Genomic DNA, 22,074 nt, shown 5'->3' on the forward strand with positions numbered 1-22,074 from the left:
AATAATTACTGGTGGTTTATTATGGGAAAATTACACCATAACACTTTTATGGATATAAAAAACGGCTTTGCCAAGTGTTGTTTCTTCACTTAAAGCATCTTCTTTGCCATCACTTTCTTGCTTGTTTTCCTCTTTATAGTCGTCATTTTCTTCTTTTTCTTTGCTCTCTTCTTCCAAAATGTCAAACAACTTGCTTAAAGAAACCTCATCATCATTAACCGTAATAGTATCTTCATTAAAGGTCATTTTTTTAACGACTTCCACATCTTTATCTTCTACCCATGTACTTTCTGTGTCTTTTTCCATAGCGCATGTGGCTACCTGATACATTTTAGAAGCATGCCCATCATTAATTGCCAACGGAATAGTATTTACAACCCACCCTTTAGCTTTTGCTATAACCGCTTTTTTATTGATTATTGTGCCATAGGAGGAAACCAAATGAATATGAACACCGCTTTTAAGAATACTTTTTAAGGGAGACAAAATCGTTTTTGGAAGGTAGTTTTTTAAATCAAGTTTTACCTTTTTATCCGTAAGCCCCAGCAATAGCTTTTTTGTTATTTGATAGACATGGTCAAAGCAAAGATCCAATGCAAAAAAAAGTTTATTGATGTTAACAATACCTATAGGCACTAAAGTTGCAGGAATAGGCAACACATTTTTACCTGATGTTTTTCTGAGCTTATTCTGTAATACTTTGTTATGATCCTTTTTGGTGTTCTTTTTTAATGTCTTTACTTTCTTTTCATCAATAGTTCCATCTCCTTTAATAAATCCCCAATGGTCTATAGCAGTATCGTCATTTAATGTAAAGTCTTCTTCATTGTCGATAAGATCTATAACCATATTCGAATCTATAGTATCCTCTTCTACAGTATCACTGTCTAGCGCTACTTTATAAGGTGCTACGACCACTGTGGTTGCTATAGTTGCTTTTTTTTGTGTTATAAAGCCTCCATTAATAAGGATACACATGTGAAAAGCTTCTTTTATCTCTATATCTACACCTTCTTCACTTTCGTCATCATCGTCATCAACTTCATTGTCGTCGTCACTATCTTCCCCTTTTGAAAGTTCGAAGGCTTCTTTTTCATCGGTTTCTTCTCTTTCATCACCATCTTCTTCTTCTCCTTCTTTATTATTTTTTGTTTTTCTCTTTTCTTTTATGTTCTGGTTATTTTGTGCTTTACGTAATAGGTCATCAATACTATCGCTTGTTGATATTTCTTCTTCCTCATCTTCATCTTCATTATCTTTACCGCTTTTTAGTTTTCTCTTTTCTTTTATCTTCTCTTTACGCAATAATTCATCAATACTATCGCTTGTTGATATTTCTTCTTCCTTATCTTCATCTTCATTATCTTCACCGTTTTTATTCGTTTTTGTTTTATTTACTTTTTCATTATCCGGATCTTCCTCTTCTTCTAGTTCTTCATTGTAACCGATTATTGTACCAAAATTGAATATCCAGTTCTTCCATTTCTTGTCCATCACCAACTCCTGTAAACTTCCTAATAGCCCATGGGAGTTTAGGTCTGACACACCATTACCAATAATGGTATTTATCGAGTAAGCCCCGGTTTTTCCTCTAAAAAAAAATTGAGGGAGTGTTACCACCTTAATCGCATTTCTCTCTATAGCTTCATCTTCGTAGAGTTTATTTAAATATGTTTTTAATAGTGAGATGCGAGCTTTGTAGTCCTGAGTTTGGTCAGATAAACTTTTAAAATTTTTACTTTCAGGGTCAGGTAATGTATGTATTCCAAGCCCAATATGTTGAATTTTTTTAGCCATGATTTTTGATTTTATGTTTTGATTTTATGCTGTTTAAAATTTTAACAAGAGATGCATCCAGATGGTTTTGTGACCAGCTTTTTCGATTTTCTGAATATGTTTGAAACTCATTAAGTGTTGAAAACCTTTCACATTTCATTTTTTCCAGAATGGCATAAGCTTTTCTGAGTTTATCCCTACAGTCTCTGTAACACCCTGTTTGTCTGTGTCTCTTTCCCTGATTAATTAGGTTTTGGATGTCTCCTATTTTTTGTTGAGACACCCGCCTGTCTGGTTTTAGGGATTGTAACATAGCGAATATGTTATCGAATATTCCTTTATCAACAGGCTCATCGCTATCCTTTATAGTTTCTATTTTCCAAATCATTTCTTTCTATTTTTTTAAAGCAGTGCCATGAATCGTCTGATTTATGACACTGCTTAAGTTTGATTTATCTTGGTTTTCTAAATGTAAACCCCATTTTTGCCTGAATACTTACTAGTGCATTGGCATAGGTATAATCATCATCACCTTTATGCAATAACCCAATAGGACTGTTGGTGCCAGATTTAATAAATACAGCTCCTGAATCCCCGGGTTCTGAAACAGTACTCTTACCTATTTTTTTTACAAGTATGTTTTTGCCAGACACCTGATGAACATTACCAGCTGTTGTATCTGTGATGCATCCTACTTTATATATATTACTATCCTCTTCCGGGGGGATAGGTTCTCCAAGTGTTTCTCCCAAGATTTCCCTGCTTATATTTTCCAGAGGAACAACGATTTCGCAAAGTGCAGCATCAAACTCGGTATCAGTTTCTGTTACAAAAGCAATAATTTTAGCTTCTTTTTCTCCTCCATTATATGGTGGGTGGAAAACCGGGATATCTCCTTTTTCAATACGCCGAAGAATATCATCTGGTAAACTCCAGCCCCTGTCTTTTACCCGATCGATAAGCAACTTTTTATTTCTTTTTTCTTCTTCGGGATCATCTGTAATTACTACATGTTCATTGGTAAGAATCATAGGCTTACCTTCTTTGTATACAATAGCCCCCAAAGTTCCTTTGGTAGCCGAAGAAAAACTACTAATAGCTATTCCTGCCTTAAGCGTAAACTCGCCTGTATACTCGTGTGTTTTTTCTTTTTCTTGCATAATCTTATGAGGCTGGGTAAATAGTTAAATTGATTCCATTTTGATCTGACCAAAATCTCTTTGCTTCATCGAATACTCTAGTACAAGACTCGCAAGCTTCATGTTTGGTTATTTTTTGCTCAACACTATATGCATCTAGAGTTTGAATGAGTTTGGCTTTTCCAAGAACAATATGTTGCGCATATAGTGCTATAATTTCCGCATGTACCTGATCTGTAGTTGATTTTCCGCCACCTTTTGTTATATGTGATCCCCATTTAGATCGGGAATTTTTTTTAGCAATGTTATGCCCTCCTGTTAGCGTAACTAAAATTTCACCAGTTTGTGTAACACCTTGCCCCAACATTAAACAGTATTCTTCCGTTGCAATTCCAACATTTTTTGCTAAATCGAATTTCCCATCTATACCAGACAGTATTTCAAGTAAAGTTGGAATCCCGTTAGTATGTTCCATAAATTGTTTAATAACAGCTAACAGGTTATGAGCGAGTAAATTCCAATTGCCACCATTGGGCATTAAACATAACAGAATTACAGTGCTTCCTACTCTGGCCCTTTCAAACTCTAGCTTTTGATTTTTCTCCAATATGCCATAATTTTTCCAGTCACTAGCATCTTGAAGTTTTTGTAATGCTTGTTCATGTTTTTCTTTTATTTCTATTAATGCTGCGTCATCTCTACCTGCTAACTTAATTTCTTTACTCGTTATTTCACCAAAATATCCTATATTGGTGTCAATTAATTGTATTTGAGTTTCGAACCCATTGGCGCGTTCTGCCATAATGTTTATTTTTTTATGTTTATATAAATTGATTTTAGTATCCGAATAGTGTGATGTGAACACGGCTGTCCTCTAATTTGTTCTTTCATAGCTGTAATTGTTATTGATTAATTATGGTAACACCTGTGCTAGGCGTTTACATTTTTAAAAGTTCCCTGTGGATTTTCCTGTATGGTTAGCGTTGCAAATTGTTTGGTTATGGCCTGTTTTAGTTTGTCCAGAACATTGAGTTTACCAAACACTTTACCTAAATTACCAACACCACCATCTAACCCGGGTATACTATCCACCCGCAGCCCTAACGCACTTAGTATAGGCTTCAATATTTTTGTTGCTATTTTGGTAAGAATACTTAACCCCGGTATACTCCCGGTTGCATTTAGTATTTTTTCTATACTCATTGAAATTGAGAAGAACCCCAGTTTTATAGAAATCTTTTTGGTTAATACTTTCGATAATTTTTTTAGGACACCCGTAACCCTGTCTAATTCGTCCATCATGGCAATAATAGGCTGAATAACTTTACTTATGAGACCACAAAGTTTTTGTATTTCTTTTACAATGTCTTGAGTTGTAGCAAGCAACTTGTTAACTTTATCAATAATACCGATAGGAACTGCTAGTATACTATTTAATTTATCTGAAGTTTTATGTAATTTATCTAAGGAAATGTCCTTATACCTACTGGCAGGCAAGCCATCATTTGCTTGATACGTAGCACTAAGTAGTTGTTCTTCTTTGGTGATGAATTGTTGTATTTTTAATAATGGCTTTAGTATTTTATCTATGTATTCTCCAAATTTTTTAACTTTTTCACGATGCGGCTTTATTTTTTGTTCCAGCCTGTTCACTTTGGTTTTGGCCTGCTCTACTACCTTTTTTATTTGCGTCACTACTTTTTGAACCACTTTGGCTACAGCACCCACATATGGGATATTAGACATGGCTAACAATGAAATATCTGTAGCTACCAAAAGGGCATACAGTTCATTTAGTTTGTCTGACAGCTTTTTAGAGATAAGCAAAGCTTTTTCTGCTTTGAAAAGCATATCTCTAAGGTTTTTTAGTATGTCTATAAGTTGTTTTAAATTCGATAAGAATGTATTATAAACACGTATCAATTTTGTACTATTATTGTTTTTTGTATGTATCATAGTTCATAGAATTAAAGGGATTGTTTAGATTAAAAAAGTTGAAAATGGAAAGCCTATTATAGTTTGGCGGTTAATCGCTTGGTAATAAAAATCAGATAGCAGGTAGATGCAATAACAATGGTATACGTTAATCCTTCGTCACCAATAAAGTCCATGCTTGTTCCTATAACAAACAAACCTAAAAACCCACCCAGGGCATCCATGAGCACGAAAGACGTGTTTGCAGAAATTTGATCTTCTTTTCTAAATACCTGCCCTATATAAGCCAAGCCTGTTGCATAAATACCTCCCATACTTCCACCCCAAATTACAAGTAAGGTAAGAGCGACACCCAAGTGCGCATAAACTGCAAGTGATAGGAATACAGCACAGACAACAGAGAAACATACACAGATATATATGATGAGTATCCGGTCTATAAAAGCCGATAAAGAGCTAATAAAAGCACCTATGCTTACACTGCCAATCATAAACATGGTTAGTAGCAATGCAGCTTCGTTAGGAGATAGATCATTGGCTATACCATACAGGGTAAGGAACGATGGTAATCCAAAAAAGCAAACACCACCTACTAATGCAGATAGCATGATAATTTTAGCATGTTTAAAAATGAAGCCTATTCGAACTGTTTTGTTGCTAGTAAGTGTTGGTCTATATTTAAAAACGGTAGCCAAAATGGCACAGGGGAACAACGTAATCATGGCATTGATCACAAATTGAGATGTTCTGGACGGTATAAACTGTAACAGTATAGGGCCTAAGGCAATACCCAAGGAAAGGGATGAAGAATACAAACCTATAAAAAGACCTTTTAACTTTCCTGTTTCAGCAAGGTTCAACCAAGTTTGGACAACAACCAATACCATACTGGTCGACAGCCCGTAAGTAAAGATACCCATAAACCAAAAAGCCAGATATTCGTTAAAGCCTAATATGTAAATAACCACGCCCCTTATTATTGATGCCCCGATTACGGTTTGTACGACCCCCAAACGTTTTACAACAACTGAAATATGTTTAAACAAAATAATGGTTGCCAGAATCTCACAGGACATGGCCAGGCCTATGAGTGTTTTACTATACCCCTGTACTTGTATCGTAAGCGGAAAAATAATATAATTAATACCTGAACTTACCTGTATACACAGCGTTGCTATTATGATAAGAAAGGGAATTATTTTTTTCATATTTGATGTATTCTTTTAAGTTTCCGGTTGTTTATTTAATTTTATCTGGACGTAAAACCCACAATGTTTCAGATTAGAAAAGCTGATTGCCTTACATTTGTATTTATGCAACAGGTTAATAGCTGTTGCTACTTCATACTCCTTATAATTAAAGGCCCTGTGACTAAAACTAGCGCCTGGATATAATTGTTTTAAAAATTCTTCTTCGAATTCTTGAGATCTTATCCCCGATAGTTTTAACTCTATGATGAAGTGATCGACCCCTTCCTCTAATTGCCTTATAATGATATCCAAGGCATTGCATTGTGTAGCGTTTTTAATAAAAAACAACAGTGTAGAAATAAGATCAACGGCTAGCAACAGAGGAATTCCTGACCCTCGAAGCGGTACATGCTTCTTTTTTTCAACATTTAACTTAACACCTTCTCTTTCTAAAGTGTTTTTAATACCATCTATAAGATCATTAATTTGAAAGTTTTCGAAAGAAACAGACCTTACTTCTATTTTACTTTTTTGATATTGTATAACATGTGTAATCCATAAATCAAAATGTTTAAATAAGGTAATATTAGCAGGTTTAAGGGGCGCCAAATTGTTTTTGATCTTTTTTATAATCTGTATTTGCTCTTTAAAGGCATTTTCTAAAGACATCTGGAAAGTATGCTCAACCTCTTTGCTTTTCTCTTTAGCCAATAGGAGTGTTTGCATGTACTTGCGCATATACCAAATTAACAGACCTATTATTAACCCTATAAAAATTATAATGATTACTGTTTTTTCAAAGGCAATTTCTATTGGTCGTAATCTTTCATAGAAGTTGTTTAATTCCAGATCCATACCCAATGTTCCTATAAATTGTCCGTTAGAATCGTAAAAAGGCGCATAACCACTAATAAAAACACCCCATTCATCTGTATAAACATCCGATACGATACTTCTTTGCTCCTTTAATGCTTTTAAAAGCGCAGGTGCAGGACCTTTATATTCGTCCATTAATGCAGGTGGCAAATCTGGAAACCCATCATTATCGTTATCGTTTTGCGGGCTGGGGTTAAGTACAAAATATACTTTATCGTCAATAAGAATCGTAGTGTATATATAGCGTATATCTTTAGCTACTTTTCTAATTTTCTCCAAAGGTGCAATCTGTGATATATACAGGGAATCCTCCCTTTTCGAGTCTTTATTAAATAGTGGATGCAGATCGCCATCTATGGTAGTTGCAGCAGCAGAAACATTAGATAATAAACCTATTTTTATTTCTTTCTCTAAAGATTCTACAGATTTAATATATAACAAATAGGTAGAAAAAAACACAAGTGCTATTACAATAAATGCGGTTATTATTGCTTCTATTCTTGGCGTTATAGAATTACCGTTTATATTTAATTTAATTTTTCTCATAAGCATATTTCACATTAATATAGCTTGGGTTATCTGTCCTTGATGCAATAAATAATTCAGTTTAACTTTATACCCTGTCCTGGGTTTATCTGCCTACAAATGGTAATAGTGGTTTCAGGACATTTTTATTATTATCTATCCAAAAAATATAACCGCCTGAATTATATTGATTAACAGAAAACCGCAAGGAAAGAGGTATTTGCAGTATCCCATTAGCTTCTGGTTACTTATTTTTTTACTTTTAGCTGCTATGGAATGCCCCAGTATTATAATGAGTATACTTATGAAAATACTTAGGTATCCTATAGTAATCAAGGACTCGATAAAAGTACTGTAGGGAAGATTGGGCAGAATATTGGATGTGTGAAAATTAAATGCCACAACAGTAAGCATAAGGGTAAAATTAGTTGCTAACTGATCTGATAAATCCGGTATCCAAAAAACGGACCAGGAAATAGAAATAATAAGAAAAAGGGGAAATATGAATTGCCATAAATAATACCTGATTTTTCTTTTAGCATTAATTTCTATATTATATCTGGAAAATTCGACAGGTCTACCATCTGTGCTTAAATGTGAATATTCTTTTTTGCTTACATATTTCCGTTCGTTGTATATTAACCATTCTTCGGGCATCTCTTTATTTATAGAGATTATGGCATCGTTACTTCTCTCAAATACAAGGGATTTATCATCATAAGAAAAAGCCTCTAGCTGAATGGAAAAGCATTGTCTGTCGAATGGAAACTTTTTAAAATCCATAGACGTTGTAAAAACAGCATTAAATCGTTCGTTATAGGTTACATTTCCGTCCGGTCTGATAATAAGCTGTTTGTTGACCGTATTTCTTTTTCCAACCACATTAATAAACTCGAAAGCAGGAACCCATATTTCTTTGCCGATTTTTTCGTCTGCAACCTGGTTTTCGTAAATAATTTTGTTAGAGTTCTTTTTTTTGACAATGTTTCTTTCGTCGAACCAACTCGCAACAAAATAGCCATCAATCGTATAGGTTTCATTTAGTGTATTAATACCATATATTTTATTAATTTGAATTTTAGGGGTAATCTTTACAGGTTGTATGCTATCCCCATAATGGGTTTCTCCATCTTGCTTTTTAGCTGACAAAACCACTCCGTTATAATTCTCATAAAAACAAAAAGAATTACTCAATAATAAGGTTAAATATATGCCTAGGTACATCATGATTAACTAATTGGTTTACCGTCAATAACAAGGGTTGCATAGCACTCAAAAAGATCATTGACCAATTGAACAAGAAAAAACTCTTTCATATCGTTGCGTACCACAATTCGCATAACTGTAATATCCATTTTACCTGAAAGCTTGTAATATGGAAGCATCCATTTTTTCTCTCGCAACAATTGTGTAAACTTGTTTATATCAACCTGTATCGGTTCTTTAAATTTGAATACAACAACAGGAATTTTACCATCAGAAAGTACTTCGAACACCCCATGCCTTGTTAATAATTGAGTCAAGAATTTTGTATTTGCCATGCATTGCTCAATGATTTTCCTATAGCCTCCGAAACCGTAATGAAGAAAATTGAAATATTGTGCAAGGACTAATGAAAATGATCTTGAAAAGTTTACTGTAAATGAATCTGAAACGCCGCAAAGGTAACTGGACTTAATGTTTAATTCTGAATGGAAATAGCGTTTATCTCTAAACAACAACCACCCTAGCCCAGGATAAACCAATCCGAATTTATGCCCGGATAAATTAATGGATCGCACAAGAGAACATTCAAAATCCCACATACCATAATCTGATGCATCCAAAAAAGGCACAACAAAACCACCTATAGCGGCATCTATGTGTATCCCTACATCCCAGTTATTATCCTTGTTAATTTTTTCCAGCCTTTCATTTAAAATATTTATGGGGTCGCAGGTGCCTAAAGATGTGCTTCCTAAAATTGCTACAACGCTTATGGTGTTATGGTCAATATTTTTTAGAACATGCTCCAATGGGTATTCGTTATAAACTTCCAAAGGAACTTCACGGATTTCAACATCTAAATACCTGGAAAACTTATACCAGCACAAATGAGCATTACTACAAAATACGATATTTGGTTTTCCTTGATTATTCTTTTTTTTCCATTCCCATTTTGCTGCAAGGATTGCCAAAAATATAGACTCTGAAGAGCCTGTAGTAGAGCTGCCAAATACCTGATCTATATTCGGAGCATGCAAAAAACGGGCTATCGTTTTAACCATATTTTCGTGAATACCTGTCGCTTTGTGGTATTCGTGTTGATTCACCATATTGACTCCCATAGATTGATGAATTAGAAAGTCTGCTTCAGGTAACATTTCTATGGTGGTATAGCTTCCTAAATCATGACTTGTTAAACCATCTGCTTCTAATTCCTTATAAATTATTTTTAGGGCACCATAGGCCGAAAATCCGTGTTGAAGGAGGTCGTTATCAGGAGTTTTAGAAAATACGTTTTTAAAAATTTCAGACATTGCAGGTTTTTCAATTATGAATTAGATGTGTAGCAGGAGTGTTATTTTAATATAAAGTTCATCCCTGCCTGAATATGGTTTGTGTTTTGTTCTATAATTCGTGTTGTTCTTAAAAAGATGCTTATTGTAAGGGTATTGCGTGTAAATGATGTTGAAACTCCGAGGTTAAAATCACGCCATCCGTTTGTTTCTTTAGTATTATTAAACCTATGTGCTAACGACCCTGTTATCGCCATGCTATTTTTTTTCCAGCTATACAATTGTTTTTGTAAAGCAAGGGAGGTATAAAAGCTCCCCGAATCGCTAACAAATACAGTAATGTTGGGTTGCAGAAAGGTGGAAGGAAGTGCTATGCCGGTATATACCTCTCCAAAATTTGAATTTCTTAAACCGGCAATAGCAGGTGCATAATAATAAACCACCCCTAAAGAAGTCGTGACCCGTTTGGAAATAGCATAATTGTAATTAAGGGCAGAAGATATTTCTAAGTCATTTGTATCATAATCTGCACCAAAACTACTCCAGATATTTATTGAAAAACCACTTTTGCCAAACGCATAATTGGTATTGGACTGGATTGCGGGATAACCAGACACCAAATCCCTCCAAATATAATTGGTAGTAGCCAATACTTCAAAACCAATATTGTTTTTCGCTACTGTATCGGACAGCTTATCGTTTTTTAGTTTTAATATGATTTTTTCTAAATCTTCCGTTGTATAAAAAGTATTGAAATACGCTATTAACTGCCGTTTCTTTATTAAATGGTCTATTTTCTGTGCCGTTGCAAGATGACACGACAGATAAAAAATTACGAAACACATTAAATGAAGTCCTTTTTTCATGATGGAGGGGTATTAAATGGTTTTTAATAAAAACTCTCTTTAGTATTCTGTTTTTAGGTGTATTGGTCTTGTTGATCAATAGCATAAATAACCTAGCCTTTGGAAGACAAAGGTGTGATCGTGTGCTCAAGCAGACCCATAGTAAGGATTGAGACAAGTGTTGCATCACAGGGGAAAGGTTATATGCAACTAAACAATCAAAACAACCTGGCTTAGTGCCTTGAACTTATCCAAAAGAGCAATTCTAAAGAAAGTTTTATATGGTTTACAGACAATTGTGGTGCGTTACCAGAAACTAACGCTTTGTTTGGGTGGCCTTTATTAATTTGTCTGTTTGTGTATTAATTTCTAATCTATTATCCGTTTCTATAAATAATTCCCCTTTACATCCTTTGGTCATGCCACATACTTTTACTTTGGGGTACTTCGCTTTCCATAAATCGGCAATATGGTCCTTCAACGCAGAATAACAAATGGAGAAATGAACCTCTGATAGTTTGGCTGAACCTTTTAACTTTTCTAACAATTCCATACTCTCTTTAACAGGAAGTTTTCCCCGGTTATCATCCCATAAATTTCCATTTACTTCTCCACCATAAGCATGCATCATTACAATACTATCATCTGCCATAGTTATGGTTTCCATGTTATTGGAGTATACCAACGAAGCACTGGTAATAAGCTGTGTACCAAAACGCACTTCCTTTTTATTTGCAAACGATTTTTTAACCATTTCAAATAGTTCCCTGCTATTTGCTACACAATCATCTCCTGATCTTCTGGTACTTTTATCGGGATAGGGGATAAATATGACTAATTGTTTTCCTTTATTCTTCATTCATTATACTATTTAAATGTTGTGTGATTTACGTCATTGAAAACTTGCAAACGTGTTGCCTGAAGTTGTTCAAAAGTAGGCTTTACCTTGCTCAAAAAATTTCAAAACCTGACAATTATTTTTAATCCAGATCTTTTAATTTTCCCATCAAATCTCCATATGGTGTACCTGCAAATTCTACGATTATATCACCATTAGAATCAAACCTTCCTAATTCCAAATATTTTTCTATAAATTTGTATGCTTCGTTATAAGAATCCCGAAGTTGTTGAGGTGTAGGTTCCCCAAGTAATGTGGTAATTGGATCAATACCTTCAGAGGTAACCTTTTCGTTAAGTCCGACCAAGGTCATATTAGGATTAATTTTAAACCCATTTACGCAAGAGGCGTATTCTTCCCCAACGATTAACTCTCTTTTAAATAGTGATTGAATTGCAAACTTGTTTAGAGTCCCAAAATTGTGAAATACTTCAGAGTCCCACGCATCTTGTACCTTTTTATTACCTAAATGCAGTAGCAAGGTATTTTCTTTTCCAAAAATCTCCGGGATATATGGTAAATTCTGAAAGATCCCACCATCAATGCAATTAATTCCCAGTGCTTTTAATCTTACCGGTGGAAGCGCCCATGGAAACGATGCCGATGCTGCCATGGCTTTAATCATAGGCACTTTTTTATGCGCTTCATAAAAGGTAGACCCTTTCATACTGGTAAAAGTTATGGGTCTCATTTCTTTTTCGTTAACAACAGTTGCCGTAGTTGTAAAATGCCCTAATCCTAATTTAATCATCTCGCTTTCACCGAGCATGTCCAACAAACCACTCCATTGCTCCATGGTCATGCTTTCTACTTCTTCTAATTGCTCAAAGAGCTTTTTCGTTTTTGGCTTACCTACTAATTCTTCCGCTTCTTTACGCCTTTTAAAAACCATTTCTTTATAAGCTGATAAAAGCTCTATTTGTATTTTCACAATGGGGTGATCGTTATCTTGTGCCTCTCCCATATGTAAAGGATCTCCTCCCAGTAAACGCCCATAAAGAATGGCATTAATTGCCAGATCGATCATATTTGATGGTAAATATTTAGGTTTTTTTGATTGTTTCACAATATTTCTTAAACTAATGGGGGTAATCTTTTCTAACTCTTTATCTATTTTTATTGACGACAACCGTACTCCCGAAAAAATTGACAATGTTTCTGTTGGAACTCCAATTGCTTTATTATAGGCAAGTATACTTCCGGCACTGGTGCCTCCCCAATGCTTCACATGACTTATTCTTTTTGATTTTTCTAACCTTTGGATCGCTCCTAAATGTGAAACTCCTTTAGATCCTCCTCCGCTTAATATGACGTTTCTAGTGTTATTTACTAATTGCATGATAATTATTTTTTAAATTTTAATTTGTATATATTAATTTTATAGTTTTTACTAACCTTTATTTAGCTGCCTCTTCTTTGTTGACTCGAACTTATTTTAATAAACAAATTAAGGTGTCATTCTGGCAATAATAAGGTCCAGCATTTTTTGCAGGCCTTCGGGTTTATCCTGCATTTTTGCTTCTACACGAAAGTTATATTTTGCACCCTGGTTCTCTTTTCGTGTGTTTTCTCTCGATTCTGTAAGTTTACCCAGCATTTCTACTTTTTGAAGCGAAAAAAGTTTTAACCTTTTATTCTTTTCTTCGTCTGTAAAATCGGTTTTATCAAAATTCTCTATAGTGGTACTTACCTGTAATTGAAAATCGACAGCAACTTTATCAATCATTAAAGAAGGGATTGGCACCATTGAAAGTATGGGGGCTTTTATTGTTTCGGTTTTATAAGACATAGCTCCTTCTTCCAGTTTATCTGCAACTGGAACATCAAAATTGATGGTTTTAAGGCTTCCCTCGTCGTTAAAGCCTACAAGTTCAATAAACTCGTGAGTACTTAAAGCCAGGGCGACCTGCGACTCCATAACGGCTCTAAATGGTGCGCCTATAAGTTCTCTTATGGGCAGTTGATTCATTTGGTTTTCTATATTCTCCATGGCTAATTATCTTTAGGGATTACGTTTGTTGTGAAATTTTCTATAATACGCTGTATACCTTCTGGGGCATCTCCTTTTTTAAATTTCATTTTTAAATCGATCATGTTAGGGTCTTTACCGGGCTTATTGGTTCCGTTAGAGAAGGAAATGTCGAGACTTGCTCGTTTTACCTGGTGGCCGGCTTTGGTTACTTCCTGCTTTGTTTCTACACCATCTACCCTCAGGCTCATATCTACCTCTAATTCTTCCAACTCTAACCCTGTTGGTGTTACGAGCGTTATTAAAGGCACATCGATTGTAACGCCTTCCGATATATTCATGGCCATGGTTATGGGGTTATTATCATCATCAAAATAGCGATCTAACAAACCGATATAGAACTTTTCTACAACATCCTGGGCTGCATTTACACTGTATTGAACGCCTTTGGCAATATCTGTTAATGTTTGCCCTGTATTTTTTTTAGTACTCATTTTAATTATAGTTTGTGATTATAACTAGTTATTAGGATTGTATTTTTGGTATAATGCTGGATTCTGTAAGGATATCCAATATTCTGTTTAAGGATTCGGGACGCTCTTGTTTCTTTGCCATAACCTTAAATTTATATCGGGCACTGGTGTCAGATCTATTCTCATCTGAAGTTCGATTTGCCAAACTGGTTTCTATAGCCACCCGGTCTTTTTCTACTTCTATTTTTCTTCCTTGAGCGTCTTTAATGTATTGGGTCTCCGAATAATTACTAGAAGCATGAATTCTTAAATCGAAAGACACTTCTACTGTTTCTATAGCCAGCGATGGCGGATCCATAAGGGTTAAAAATGGCAGGTTTATCGCCATTTTACTGGTTTTCCCTGTTGGTTTTCCTTCAGCATCTAATTGGTTGGATTCATAGGAAAATGGTATCATGCGCAACTCGCCTTTTTTATCCAGAGCCACATTATCAAAAAAGTCAACCATTTGATCGTTTAATAATGATTGTGCTTTAACTGTGGCGATAATAGGTGCTGCTACCATTTTTTCTATAGCCATCGGCTTCATAACGCCTTGCATAGGTTTATCCTGGTTTTTCATAATATTTTAATTGTTTATAAGCTTAATTTTTAGTGCGACTCTTTTCTAATCGCAGTATCTTTTTTATCCAGTTCCATATTTTTTGCCATGTAGACATTTTTTTTTCCAGGAAACAGCTGGTGTATGCTTTGGTATAATCCAATACGTCTTCTATAGAGTCTTTTTTATAATGCTCAAAAAAGACGGAAACAGTATGCATGTTTAATTGCTTGCACCGAATTGAAAATTCGATGGTTTTATTTAGTGCTAGCTCTTTAAGCGCTTCTTTGGAAACCTGTTTTAGTACATATTTTTTAATAGGGACAGTAAGATAAAGATGCTCTAATGCATATGTGTTTGATAAAAAATGTGTCATCATTTGTTTTTTTATCTCTTCACTTTTTGCTGCCTGTTTGTTCTTCCCTCTATAGCAACTAATCCGTTCTTTTTTTAATGTCATGTCTACCGTTTCCAATTGTTTGAAAATGGATTGGTTTTCATAAACTAATCCAAGAAGTTCTTCAATAGTAGTAACATGTTTCTTGGATGGCCAAAATCGCATAACTATAAAATTGAAGGATTGATACCTATTAATAAATCTACTTTCAATGTTTCATCTTTTCTGTCCGAATCTTCATTTATATTACTATAAAAGTTGTACAAGGGCGTAATAGGCTGAAGTTTATTATCTCTAACATAAGTATATATCATATTATGCGCATCTGTTAAATTGGTAGAACTTCCTTCATAACTTAGATGGAGTGCATTCATTAAATGAAATATTGGCTTTATGGTATAATCTTTAAGATCGTCTGTGTTATGCTCAATCGGAATCATAATTTCCATATCCATCAAACCGCTATTCCTATCCATATGATACACTGCGGTAATAACACCTCCTATTTGATTTAATTTTTTTTGGTCAATAAGCTTGGCCATTAAAGCAAATTCTTCATCGATCTCATTTTCTTGCACTTTTTTTCTACAGGATAACAGATTCTGTAGTTTTATCTCTTTGTTTTTTTCAATTTGCATACTATTCTATTTTTAAAAACCGAGGAGTATATCTTTATATAACTCCTCAGTTTAGAGTTAATTAGACCGAAGCTGTTTGTGCCCCACCTTCAATTGGGGTAATACAACTAGCTATAATATCCATAAGTTTACTCATACCTTCTGCAGGAGGTTGTTGAGTAGCTGTAACATTTATTGTATACGTAGCCGTTTGATCTGTACTACGTGTACGTTCTTCACTACTTTTTACACTACCTTTAAAAGCCACACTTGCCCCCCACCAAGAACCGGAAACAGCTAAGGAAGCCTCTCTGGAACTTGTATTGGTTTGCGTATCTGAAGTCGTAACGGACATGGTAAAATCTACCGTTACGTTATCAATTAGCAACGAAGGGATTGGTACCAACCCTAAGATAGGAGCCCTTACCGTAATGGGCATTACTGTTACTTCGCCTGTAGTACCGTCTTTAACGGTCTGGTCTAGTTTAAAATCTAATATTCTTGTAGATCCGTCATTCTCAAAGGCCAACATGTCTACATAGTTTAAAAACTCATCAGCTAATAATACTTGCGACTGGCAGGCAGCCTTAAAAGGATTAGCTATCAATTCCCTAATGGGTAATGATGAAAAAGAACTTGCTATGCTCATAATTTTATTTTTTTATTTAATTATTAAAAAGACACCTCTTACTGTCTTACAGAAGATCAAACAATTAAAATATTTAGTTTTAAGTATGTTATGTGTCAGGTTTCGATGGTTGTTTAATATTTTTTTTACGGCTTTTCCTCCTTTCTTTTATGTTAAACGAACTCAGTTTTAATCCTATTTATACTTGTAGGCTGCTTGTGAAATACTTTTAATTAGAATTAAATTTATAGTTGAAGTACTTTAACCTTATACTAAAATGAAGTCGTGATTATGTTTACCAGAAAGAAGTTGGTGTAAAATTGAATCGTATACGCATAAGGTCAGGATGTTTTATTTGTTTATTATAATTTCGTCGTATACTATAATTGAGCCTCCAATAGGACCGTCGTTGGTTACTGTTACTGAAGCCCCGCCTTCGTTTGTAACTTCCAGTTGTTCTGAAATACCGTTCCAAAACAGATCTGAAACCTTAATTTTTTCGGAGTTAACGGTTACATATTGAACGTCTAGTTCTGTAACACTGGAACGCTCTATCTTAGCTTTTTTACCATATGGAATAAGTGTACTTTCAACATCTTGCTGCATGCTAAGGCTTGTCATTCTCATTAATCCCGTATGTGCATTCCCCAACCCAGTTTTTTCGTTTAAGCATACGTTTCTGTACCCAAGCTTATCTTCAATAAAATTACGATCGTTGAAGTGTAACTTACCTTCTTCCCAGTGTCTCATGCTTCCTAAGCCATCGCAATTAAATACCCAACCTCCTTTTTTTGCCACAGCACTTTTATTGTAGATTTCCGAGCCGCAAGATGTAATAACGTGTATATGCACACCTTTTATAATGTCCTTGAATAATTGCTGTTCTTCTTCACTCAATATTTTATCGCTTATGCTTTTTATAGTCGAACTTTTCATTGCCAGAATTAACTTTTTCTTAATTTGGTTAATGTTGTCGATTCCGGAATCCAGAGCAAGTGTGAAGTCTCCTATTTTAAAAATACCATTGGAATTCACGTCGAGGTGTATCGGGTTTGTAGTTTTACCGCTCCAGCCATCCAGTAAGGGCGATCCGTATTTTTTGTTCTTTTTAATACGTGCTATTTTAGCTTCATTAAGAGCCCCATCCAGACCAATAAGTTGCCATGGATCAATGTACTCATCATCAACCTCATCAGGTGCTTCCGAAACTAAATCGGACAGGACATATTTCTCGTCTTTTTTCTTATAGCCTTCTACCAATTCTTTGTCAGGTGCTTCGGCAGTATCTTCGGTACTGCTTGCTATGTTATCATAGTAAGGTTTCATTATTATTTCTGTACCTTCCAGGGCTCCCTCTGGAGTAGCATGTCCGCCCTTAATAACCAGGCTGGTATAAAAAATATCCGCTTCACCTCCAGGGTCTAATGCCTTTTCCCATTCGTATGGATACTGTGCTTCCAGTTCTTCTGCCTGTTCTTCTGTTTTTATTTTTTTAAGTAATGTATCTACCTCCTTATTGATTTTTTTTGCAATCGTACTAACTACTTTTAATGCCGAGTTGTTTTCATACCCAGTAATTGTAGGGTCTTCAATAAGGTTATATGCCACTTCCGAGGCCAGTGCATCAATGTTATCAATCTCTTTTTTTATTTTATCTTCTGCCTCAAAAGCTTCTTTTAGTTTTGTTGTAAGTATTTCCAAGTTAATGGCATCAACCACAGTAAGGTTTTTAAGGTTAACCGGTTTTTTAAAGGTTGCTTCCTTACTGTTTTTAGGTTTAAAAAAGGGTATTTTAATACGGTTAACAGCTATTTCTTTTTTCTTGCATGGCAATGTGTACACTAAATTGGCTCCTATTATTAATATCCAGTTTTTCCATTCGTCACCTTTTACCAGGTCTTGAAGTTCATGTATTATACCTGTTTTACCTTCGGGACTTCCAAAAAAAGTGTCTTGTAAATATCCTTTTCGTTTCCCTTTAAAATAAAAATCGGGAACCGTAAATAACTTTAAAGCATCTTTTTCGATATCGCTTCTGTTTTTGGCTTTGTTTAATGCTTCTTTTAACAAAGCAATTCTTGCTTTGTAATCTTTTTCTTCACCTTGCGACCGAGTTAATATTTCTGTATCAAGGCCCAAAAATGTTTTATTTCCATTTTCTTCTTTAAGACCGGTATGGATACCGTATCCTATAAATTGTATTTGATTTGACATAATTTAAAATATATAGTAATTTAATTGTGGGGGTTTAGATGTAACCGGCAGTTGGCCTTTTTTAAATTTAATGAGGGAAAATTCTAAAAACTGCACGAACTGCCAGCAATGATAAGTACTGTCTGTCCTATAACCACCTAAAATTTTATTCGCTGATGGACTTGTGATGCCAGTTTATAAATTCGCCTACTGGGTTTAATCCACTTTCATATTCATATTCTTTCCCTTTGATCTCTGAGAATTTTTTCCATTTACTACCTTTACTAACAGAGCGTTCATCTCCCGACTTTTCTATAAGTGTATACACCTCTCTTTGCATAGCTATATACCTGTCATTATCGGTTACTAATTGTTCGTAGCGTGTTAAAAGATCATCTTTAGAGAGATTAAGTGTATTTTTTAAAGATGTTCCCCATTCGGTAAGGCATTTTTCTGCGATATCTCTAACAATTTCACCGGAAGCTTTTAAATCATGATCTCCGCTAACCCCGTTAGAAGCAGCATTCCCTACTACCGTGGCATGTCTCCCTGGCATTGGAATTATAATAGGCTTATTTGTTTGTTGAAAATCGGGAATAACACAAGCAAATCCTTTAGACCTTTCATCCCTAGCGTAAATTGCTACATAATTTTCTACATTTTTGGGTATGGTAATTCGATGTTTTTGAAATTGTCCGGTACCGGGAACAGGGTCTATTGCAACTATATTTACTGGAATATCTTTTAATTTGGAATCCTTCGCCATTGCATTTGCGAGCATATGACAGGTGACACCTCCCCGACTCCAGCCAATTATATTAACCTTCTCCGGAAGTTCTCCTTTTCGCATAATTCCCACTTTCTTAGCCTGTAATTCTTGCGGGGTTATTTTCCTGTCTGGGTATTCATATGTTCTCCAAATAAAACCACTCACTGAAGCATCATCAATTGGGACTCCTTCTTTTTTTAATTGGTCGTATTCCTTTTTGGTCAACTTTTTACGTTTCCATGAGAACTCTCCTTTAATCATGGCCATGGCGTGTGCCACATTTTCTTCCCAACCGCTTCCAAAAGCTTTTCCTTTCCAATCGTAATAGTTACCTGGCTCTGTCCATTTTTGATCTTCTTGTAGATTCCCGCTTCCTGGTCCGTCGATTACGACCCAATCAACAAATTCACTACCTCCATTATTGGTTGCCAAAGTAGAAATTAATTCCCCCGAATGATAGTTTTCGTTGTAAGTTGCGTCCCAGCTATTCGATCCGGTACCGCAAAAATAAATTGTAAATACTGACATGTTTCTTATTGTTTTAATGTTAATGTTATTTCTTTTTTTGTTTTAGTTTATTAACTGATTTATTTAATTTTTTAGTTATTCTTATAAATTCACCTCCATTTCTAAAAATTGCTCTCCAATAAATTTGGCATGGTACTCTGTTATATTTACCAGGGTGTTTTGCAGGGTAAACCCATTTTTTTCGAGGACTCGTCTGGAAGCTATATTGCGTTTTAAAACCCCTGTTCTCAAAGATTTTATTTTCAATTCGTTCTTTGCAAAAAGCATAAGCTTTTTTAGCGCTTTAGTGGCTATACCCCTGTTCCAAAACTCGACAGCTACCCAGTAATATAATTTGGCCTCACCCAATGATTTATCTATATCGTATAATGCGCATACGCCTGCAAATCGATATTTGAACTGTATGGCAAACGAAAATCTTGTACCGTACTGCCTACATCTTATTTCATGTTCTACATAGTTTTGTGCATCTCTATGTGTGTAAGGGAGGGAAATCGGATACGTATGTGAGATTTTTTCATGATTTAAATACTTATAGATCAGATTTGTATGGCACGGTTCTAAAGGAATCAGCAATTGGTCATTTACTTCTTTTATACTGTACACTTGGTCACTTTTTAATCTTGTTTTTTCAGTTTTTGAAAATTATTTTATGCTTTAATTATTGCTATTAAGCTATATCCCCTTGGGCTTAAAAATCTGATTCTTCCAACAGGGTATAAGTAAAACTCTTCTGCTCAGATTTTTTACATACATCCATAAAGAGATTAAAATCTGCTACTTTTTTAAACACCTGACAGCCTGCCGACCATTTTTCTACTATTGATGATTCTGTTTTAGGATTACTACTATGGATATTGATCCCATAAATGCCTTCATAAGTTTTTCCATTTGTATCTATAATATTGTCTTTGTTATTATCTCTCCAGACTTTGAGTGGTTTTTGTTGTACAATGGCCTCATATTTCTTCCGGTGTAGCCCAAGGGTATGTGAGTCTATATATTGTCCAGGAACCAATATTGCCGTACCATCAACAGAAAGTGGGTTTTCTAGCCAATAAGTTCCCGGGTCTGTAGTGATCTGGAATTCATTAGCTATCATTTTTCCTGTATTTTCCGGGTAAATAATATATAGCCAATCATCAAATACATTTGCTTTGGTTTGGCTACTCCTTACCCCTATAATGTTTAATCTGGTATCAAAAAATTGATAGCTCTTCTTGTCCAGAGCTTCTTGTATTTTTGCTATTGTAAATTTCATTTTTTCTATTTATATCTTGTTTTTACTACACTCATTTTTTTCTGATAGTGTTCATTTTTAATTTCAATAACAAAATTGGGAATAGAATTTCTAATTATTTTTTTATCTTTACTAAGCGGTTAAATTTCGCTCACAAGTGATAGAAAAAAAACTACAAACGGTAAACTTTATAACATGCCCATATTTCTTACGATAATCCTTAAACCTATATACTATGCCTATAAACCAAAAGTGGATCAAACCTTATCAAGAAAAGCAATACTCCACATAAGCAATACCTAAACAATTGCTTAGAGACTTTACATTAAAAGAAAGAATTTCTTGAAGCTATTTTTTAAGTTTAAAAAGGAGCTTGTACCTATTTTACTTATTACAGAAGCTTATAACCTATTTAAAAACCTTTTGGTTATTTCTTTGCCATTGGTATTTTAAAAAATCTCTTTAGATGCATAGGTTTTTCCTGCTTCTATCTTGACAAATTATTTAATTCAAATCATTAAAAACCTAAATAAAAAACATGAAAGAACTAATCCTTAAATCAAAAGAAGTTAACTTAATAGCCACTAACCTGGATACTTACCCCAAGACGATTCCTTTTGTTACATTTTCATCCGAAGGATCTGATTTTACAATACAAATTATTGCCATCGTGCCCTATATAATTACAGATAGCAGTGTGAAAATTGATGGAAATATGCAGGAAACAGATGTAATGGATAGAAATGAGGCCATTGAAGTATATGAAGTCAGCATAGGACCGGCAGTAGAACCATCCGAACATACTGTAAATGTATATTGGATTGAAATAAAGTATGAAATAGATACTCCACATCTGGATAATGAAAGAATATTTGTAAAGTTTGAAGAACTAAATACCAGTACGACAGGTATGCCAGAAACAAACAGGGGGACTGTGATAACCACATCAAAACCGAAATAACACATAATTTCACCTA

General features: G+C 34.7%; 23 protein-coding genes. 1 reads left to right on the plus strand and 22 read right to left on the minus strand.

Annotation, left to right across the window (positions count from 1 at the left end; translation table 11 throughout):
- Nucleotides 1–30: 30 nt before the first annotated feature.
- The 22 genes from Q4Q35_RS11830 to Q4Q35_RS11935 form a co-directional block, all read right to left on the minus strand.
- Entirely contained in the window at nucleotides 31–1,797 is a 1,767-nt protein-coding gene (locus tag Q4Q35_RS11830) for a hypothetical protein (RefSeq protein ID WP_303278183.1), read from the minus strand.
- Nucleotides 1,790–2,164, minus strand: a complete 375-nt coding sequence (locus tag Q4Q35_RS11835; protein WP_303278184.1) for a hypothetical protein — start codon at nucleotides 2,162–2,164, stop codon at nucleotides 1,790–1,792. The genes Q4Q35_RS11830 and Q4Q35_RS11835 overlap by 8 nt, the downstream gene beginning before the upstream one ends.
- Nucleotides 2,165–2,228: 64 nt before the next feature.
- Entirely contained in the window at nucleotides 2,229–2,936 is a 708-nt protein-coding gene (locus Q4Q35_RS11840; protein ID WP_303278185.1) for a hypothetical protein, read from the minus strand.
- A gap of 4 nt (nucleotides 2,937–2,940) precedes the next feature.
- The gene (locus Q4Q35_RS11845) at nucleotides 2,941–3,717 is read right to left on the minus strand and encodes a hypothetical protein (protein ID WP_303278186.1); all 777 of its coding nucleotides are present in this window, start codon (nucleotides 3,715–3,717) and stop codon (nucleotides 2,941–2,943) included.
- Between the two features lie 128 nt (nucleotides 3,718–3,845).
- Nucleotides 3,846–4,871 carry a hypothetical protein gene (locus tag Q4Q35_RS11850; protein WP_303278187.1) on the minus strand — a complete coding sequence of 342 codons (1,026 nt, stop codon included), beginning with the start codon at nucleotides 4,869–4,871 and terminating at the stop codon, nucleotides 3,846–3,848.
- Nucleotides 4,872–4,927: 56 nt separating this feature from the next.
- Nucleotides 4,928–6,058, minus strand: coding sequence for an MFS transporter (locus Q4Q35_RS11855; protein ID WP_303278188.1), 1,131 nt, complete (start codon nucleotides 6,056–6,058; stop codon nucleotides 4,928–4,930).
- A gap of 15 nt (nucleotides 6,059–6,073) precedes the next feature.
- On the minus strand, nucleotides 6,074–7,462 hold the full coding sequence (locus Q4Q35_RS11860) for a PDC sensor domain-containing protein (RefSeq protein WP_303278189.1): 1,389 nt from the start codon (nucleotides 7,460–7,462) through the stop codon (nucleotides 6,074–6,076).
- A gap of 135 nt (nucleotides 7,463–7,597) precedes the next feature.
- Nucleotides 7,598–8,590, minus strand: a complete 993-nt coding sequence (locus tag Q4Q35_RS11865) for a ligand-gated ion channel (RefSeq protein WP_303278190.1) — start codon at nucleotides 8,588–8,590, stop codon at nucleotides 7,598–7,600.
- A gap of 80 nt (nucleotides 8,591–8,670) precedes the next feature.
- A complete protein-coding gene (gad, locus tag Q4Q35_RS11870) occupies nucleotides 8,671–9,960 on the minus strand; it encodes a glutamate decarboxylase (protein ID WP_303278191.1) in 1,290 nt (429 codons plus the stop codon).
- A gap of 41 nt (nucleotides 9,961–10,001) precedes the next feature.
- Nucleotides 10,002–10,805 (minus strand): TorF family putative porin, encoded by an 804-nt coding sequence (locus tag Q4Q35_RS11875; RefSeq protein ID WP_303278192.1) that lies wholly within the window; start codon nucleotides 10,803–10,805, stop codon nucleotides 10,002–10,004.
- Between the two features lie 295 nt (nucleotides 10,806–11,100).
- The gene (locus Q4Q35_RS11880) at nucleotides 11,101–11,643 is read right to left on the minus strand and encodes a hypothetical protein (protein ID WP_303278193.1); all 543 of its coding nucleotides are present in this window, start codon (nucleotides 11,641–11,643) and stop codon (nucleotides 11,101–11,103) included.
- A 121-nt stretch (nucleotides 11,644–11,764) separates the two neighbouring features.
- Nucleotides 11,765–13,021 carry a patatin-like phospholipase family protein gene (locus Q4Q35_RS11885; protein WP_303278194.1) on the minus strand — a complete coding sequence of 419 codons (1,257 nt, stop codon included), beginning with the start codon at nucleotides 13,019–13,021 and terminating at the stop codon, nucleotides 11,765–11,767.
- Between the two features lie 108 nt (nucleotides 13,022–13,129).
- The gene (locus tag Q4Q35_RS11890; protein WP_303278195.1) at nucleotides 13,130–13,672 is read right to left on the minus strand and encodes a DUF2589 domain-containing protein; all 543 of its coding nucleotides are present in this window, start codon (nucleotides 13,670–13,672) and stop codon (nucleotides 13,130–13,132) included.
- Nucleotides 13,673–13,674: 2 nt separating this feature from the next.
- Nucleotides 13,675–14,145 carry a DUF2589 domain-containing protein gene (locus Q4Q35_RS11895; protein ID WP_303278196.1) on the minus strand — a complete coding sequence of 157 codons (471 nt, stop codon included), beginning with the start codon at nucleotides 14,143–14,145 and terminating at the stop codon, nucleotides 13,675–13,677.
- A gap of 31 nt (nucleotides 14,146–14,176) precedes the next feature.
- A complete protein-coding gene (locus tag Q4Q35_RS11900) occupies nucleotides 14,177–14,746 on the minus strand; it encodes a DUF2589 domain-containing protein (protein WP_303278197.1) in 570 nt (189 codons plus the stop codon).
- 22 nt (nucleotides 14,747–14,768) lie between these two features.
- Complete coding sequence (locus tag Q4Q35_RS11905; RefSeq protein WP_303278198.1) at nucleotides 14,769–15,287, minus strand: hypothetical protein; 519 nt, start codon at nucleotides 15,285–15,287, stop codon at nucleotides 14,769–14,771.
- Between the two features lie 2 nt (nucleotides 15,288–15,289).
- Nucleotides 15,290–15,760: a GyrI-like domain-containing protein gene (locus Q4Q35_RS11910; RefSeq protein ID WP_303278199.1), complete on the minus strand. Its 471-nt coding sequence runs from the start codon at nucleotides 15,758–15,760 to the stop codon at nucleotides 15,290–15,292.
- A gap of 61 nt (nucleotides 15,761–15,821) precedes the next feature.
- The gene (locus Q4Q35_RS11915; protein WP_303278200.1) at nucleotides 15,822–16,388 is read right to left on the minus strand and encodes a DUF2589 domain-containing protein; all 567 of its coding nucleotides are present in this window, start codon (nucleotides 16,386–16,388) and stop codon (nucleotides 15,822–15,824) included.
- Between the two features lie 330 nt (nucleotides 16,389–16,718).
- The gene (locus tag Q4Q35_RS11920) at nucleotides 16,719–18,581 is read right to left on the minus strand and encodes a hypothetical protein (protein WP_303278201.1); all 1,863 of its coding nucleotides are present in this window, start codon (nucleotides 18,579–18,581) and stop codon (nucleotides 16,719–16,721) included.
- Between the two features lie 145 nt (nucleotides 18,582–18,726).
- Nucleotides 18,727–19,857 (minus strand): PTS sugar transporter subunit IIB, encoded by a 1,131-nt coding sequence (locus tag Q4Q35_RS11925; protein ID WP_303278202.1) that lies wholly within the window; start codon nucleotides 19,855–19,857, stop codon nucleotides 18,727–18,729.
- Nucleotides 19,858–19,938: 81 nt separating this feature from the next.
- Nucleotides 19,939–20,463 carry a GNAT family N-acetyltransferase gene (locus tag Q4Q35_RS11930; protein ID WP_303278203.1) on the minus strand — a complete coding sequence of 175 codons (525 nt, stop codon included), beginning with the start codon at nucleotides 20,461–20,463 and terminating at the stop codon, nucleotides 19,939–19,941.
- A gap of 85 nt (nucleotides 20,464–20,548) precedes the next feature.
- Nucleotides 20,549–21,118: a hypothetical protein gene (locus Q4Q35_RS11935; RefSeq protein WP_303278204.1), complete on the minus strand. Its 570-nt coding sequence runs from the start codon at nucleotides 21,116–21,118 to the stop codon at nucleotides 20,549–20,551.
- A 517-nt stretch (nucleotides 21,119–21,635) separates the two neighbouring features.
- On the opposite strand from Q4Q35_RS11935, the gene Q4Q35_RS11940 reads away from it, so the two are divergent.
- Nucleotides 21,636–22,058: a hypothetical protein gene (locus Q4Q35_RS11940; protein ID WP_303278205.1), complete on the plus strand. Its 423-nt coding sequence runs from the start codon at nucleotides 21,636–21,638 to the stop codon at nucleotides 22,056–22,058.
- The last annotated feature ends 16 nt before the right edge of the window (nucleotides 22,059–22,074 follow it).

The organism is Flavivirga aquimarina, from assembly GCF_030540835.1.
In the GTDB taxonomy this organism is placed as follows: domain Bacteria; phylum Bacteroidota; class Bacteroidia; order Flavobacteriales; family Flavobacteriaceae; genus Flavivirga; species Flavivirga aquimarina.

Bases quoted from the DNA above. Each gene is read 5' to 3' on its own strand.
- Q4Q35_RS11830 (WP_303278183.1), bottom strand. From the start codon at position 1,797: ATGGCTAAAAAAATTCAACATATTGGGCTTGGAATACATACATTACCT.
- Q4Q35_RS11835 (WP_303278184.1), bottom strand. From the start codon at position 2,164: ATGATTTGGAAAATAGAAACTATAAAGGATAGCGATGAGCCTGTTGAT.
- Q4Q35_RS11840 (WP_303278185.1), bottom strand. From the start codon at position 2,936: ATGCAAGAAAAAGAAAAAACACACGAGTATACAGGCGAGTTTACGCTT.
- Q4Q35_RS11845 (WP_303278186.1), bottom strand. From the start codon at position 3,717: ATGGCAGAACGCGCCAATGGGTTCGAAACTCAAATACAATTAATTGAC.
- Q4Q35_RS11850 (WP_303278187.1), bottom strand. From the start codon at position 4,871: ATGATACATACAAAAAACAATAATAGTACAAAATTGATACGTGTTTAT.
- Q4Q35_RS11855 (WP_303278188.1), bottom strand. From the start codon at position 6,058: ATGAAAAAAATAATTCCCTTTCTTATCATAATAGCAACGCTGTGTATA.
- Q4Q35_RS11860 (WP_303278189.1), bottom strand. From the start codon at position 7,462: ATGAGAAAAATTAAATTAAATATAAACGGTAATTCTATAACGCCAAGA.
- gad (WP_303278191.1), bottom strand. From the start codon at position 9,960: ATGTCTGAAATTTTTAAAAACGTATTTTCTAAAACTCCTGATAACGAC.
- Q4Q35_RS11875 (WP_303278192.1), bottom strand. From the start codon at position 10,805: ATGAAAAAAGGACTTCATTTAATGTGTTTCGTAATTTTTTATCTGTCG.
- Q4Q35_RS11880 (WP_303278193.1), bottom strand. From the start codon at position 11,643: ATGAAGAATAAAGGAAAACAATTAGTCATATTTATCCCCTATCCCGAT.
- Q4Q35_RS11885 (WP_303278194.1), bottom strand. From the start codon at position 13,021: ATGCAATTAGTAAATAACACTAGAAACGTCATATTAAGCGGAGGAGGA.
- Q4Q35_RS11890 (WP_303278195.1), bottom strand. From the start codon at position 13,672: ATGGAGAATATAGAAAACCAAATGAATCAACTGCCCATAAGAGAACTT.
- Q4Q35_RS11895 (WP_303278196.1), bottom strand. From the start codon at position 14,145: ATGAGTACTAAAAAAAATACAGGGCAAACATTAACAGATATTGCCAAA.
- Q4Q35_RS11900 (WP_303278197.1), bottom strand. From the start codon at position 14,746: ATGAAAAACCAGGATAAACCTATGCAAGGCGTTATGAAGCCGATGGCT.
- Q4Q35_RS11905 (WP_303278198.1), bottom strand. From the start codon at position 15,287: ATGCGATTTTGGCCATCCAAGAAACATGTTACTACTATTGAAGAACTT.
- Q4Q35_RS11910 (WP_303278199.1), bottom strand. From the start codon at position 15,760: ATGCAAATTGAAAAAAACAAAGAGATAAAACTACAGAATCTGTTATCC.
- Q4Q35_RS11915 (WP_303278200.1), bottom strand. From the start codon at position 16,388: ATGAGCATAGCAAGTTCTTTTTCATCATTACCCATTAGGGAATTGATA.
- Q4Q35_RS11920 (WP_303278201.1), bottom strand. From the start codon at position 18,581: ATGTCAAATCAAATACAATTTATAGGATACGGTATCCATACCGGTCTT.
- Q4Q35_RS11925 (WP_303278202.1), bottom strand. From the start codon at position 19,857: ATGTCAGTATTTACAATTTATTTTTGCGGTACCGGATCGAATAGCTGG.
- Q4Q35_RS11935 (WP_303278204.1), bottom strand. From the start codon at position 21,118: ATGAAATTTACAATAGCAAAAATACAAGAAGCTCTGGACAAGAAGAGC.
- Q4Q35_RS11940 (WP_303278205.1), top strand. From the start codon at position 21,636: ATGAAAGAACTAATCCTTAAATCAAAAGAAGTTAACTTAATAGCCACT.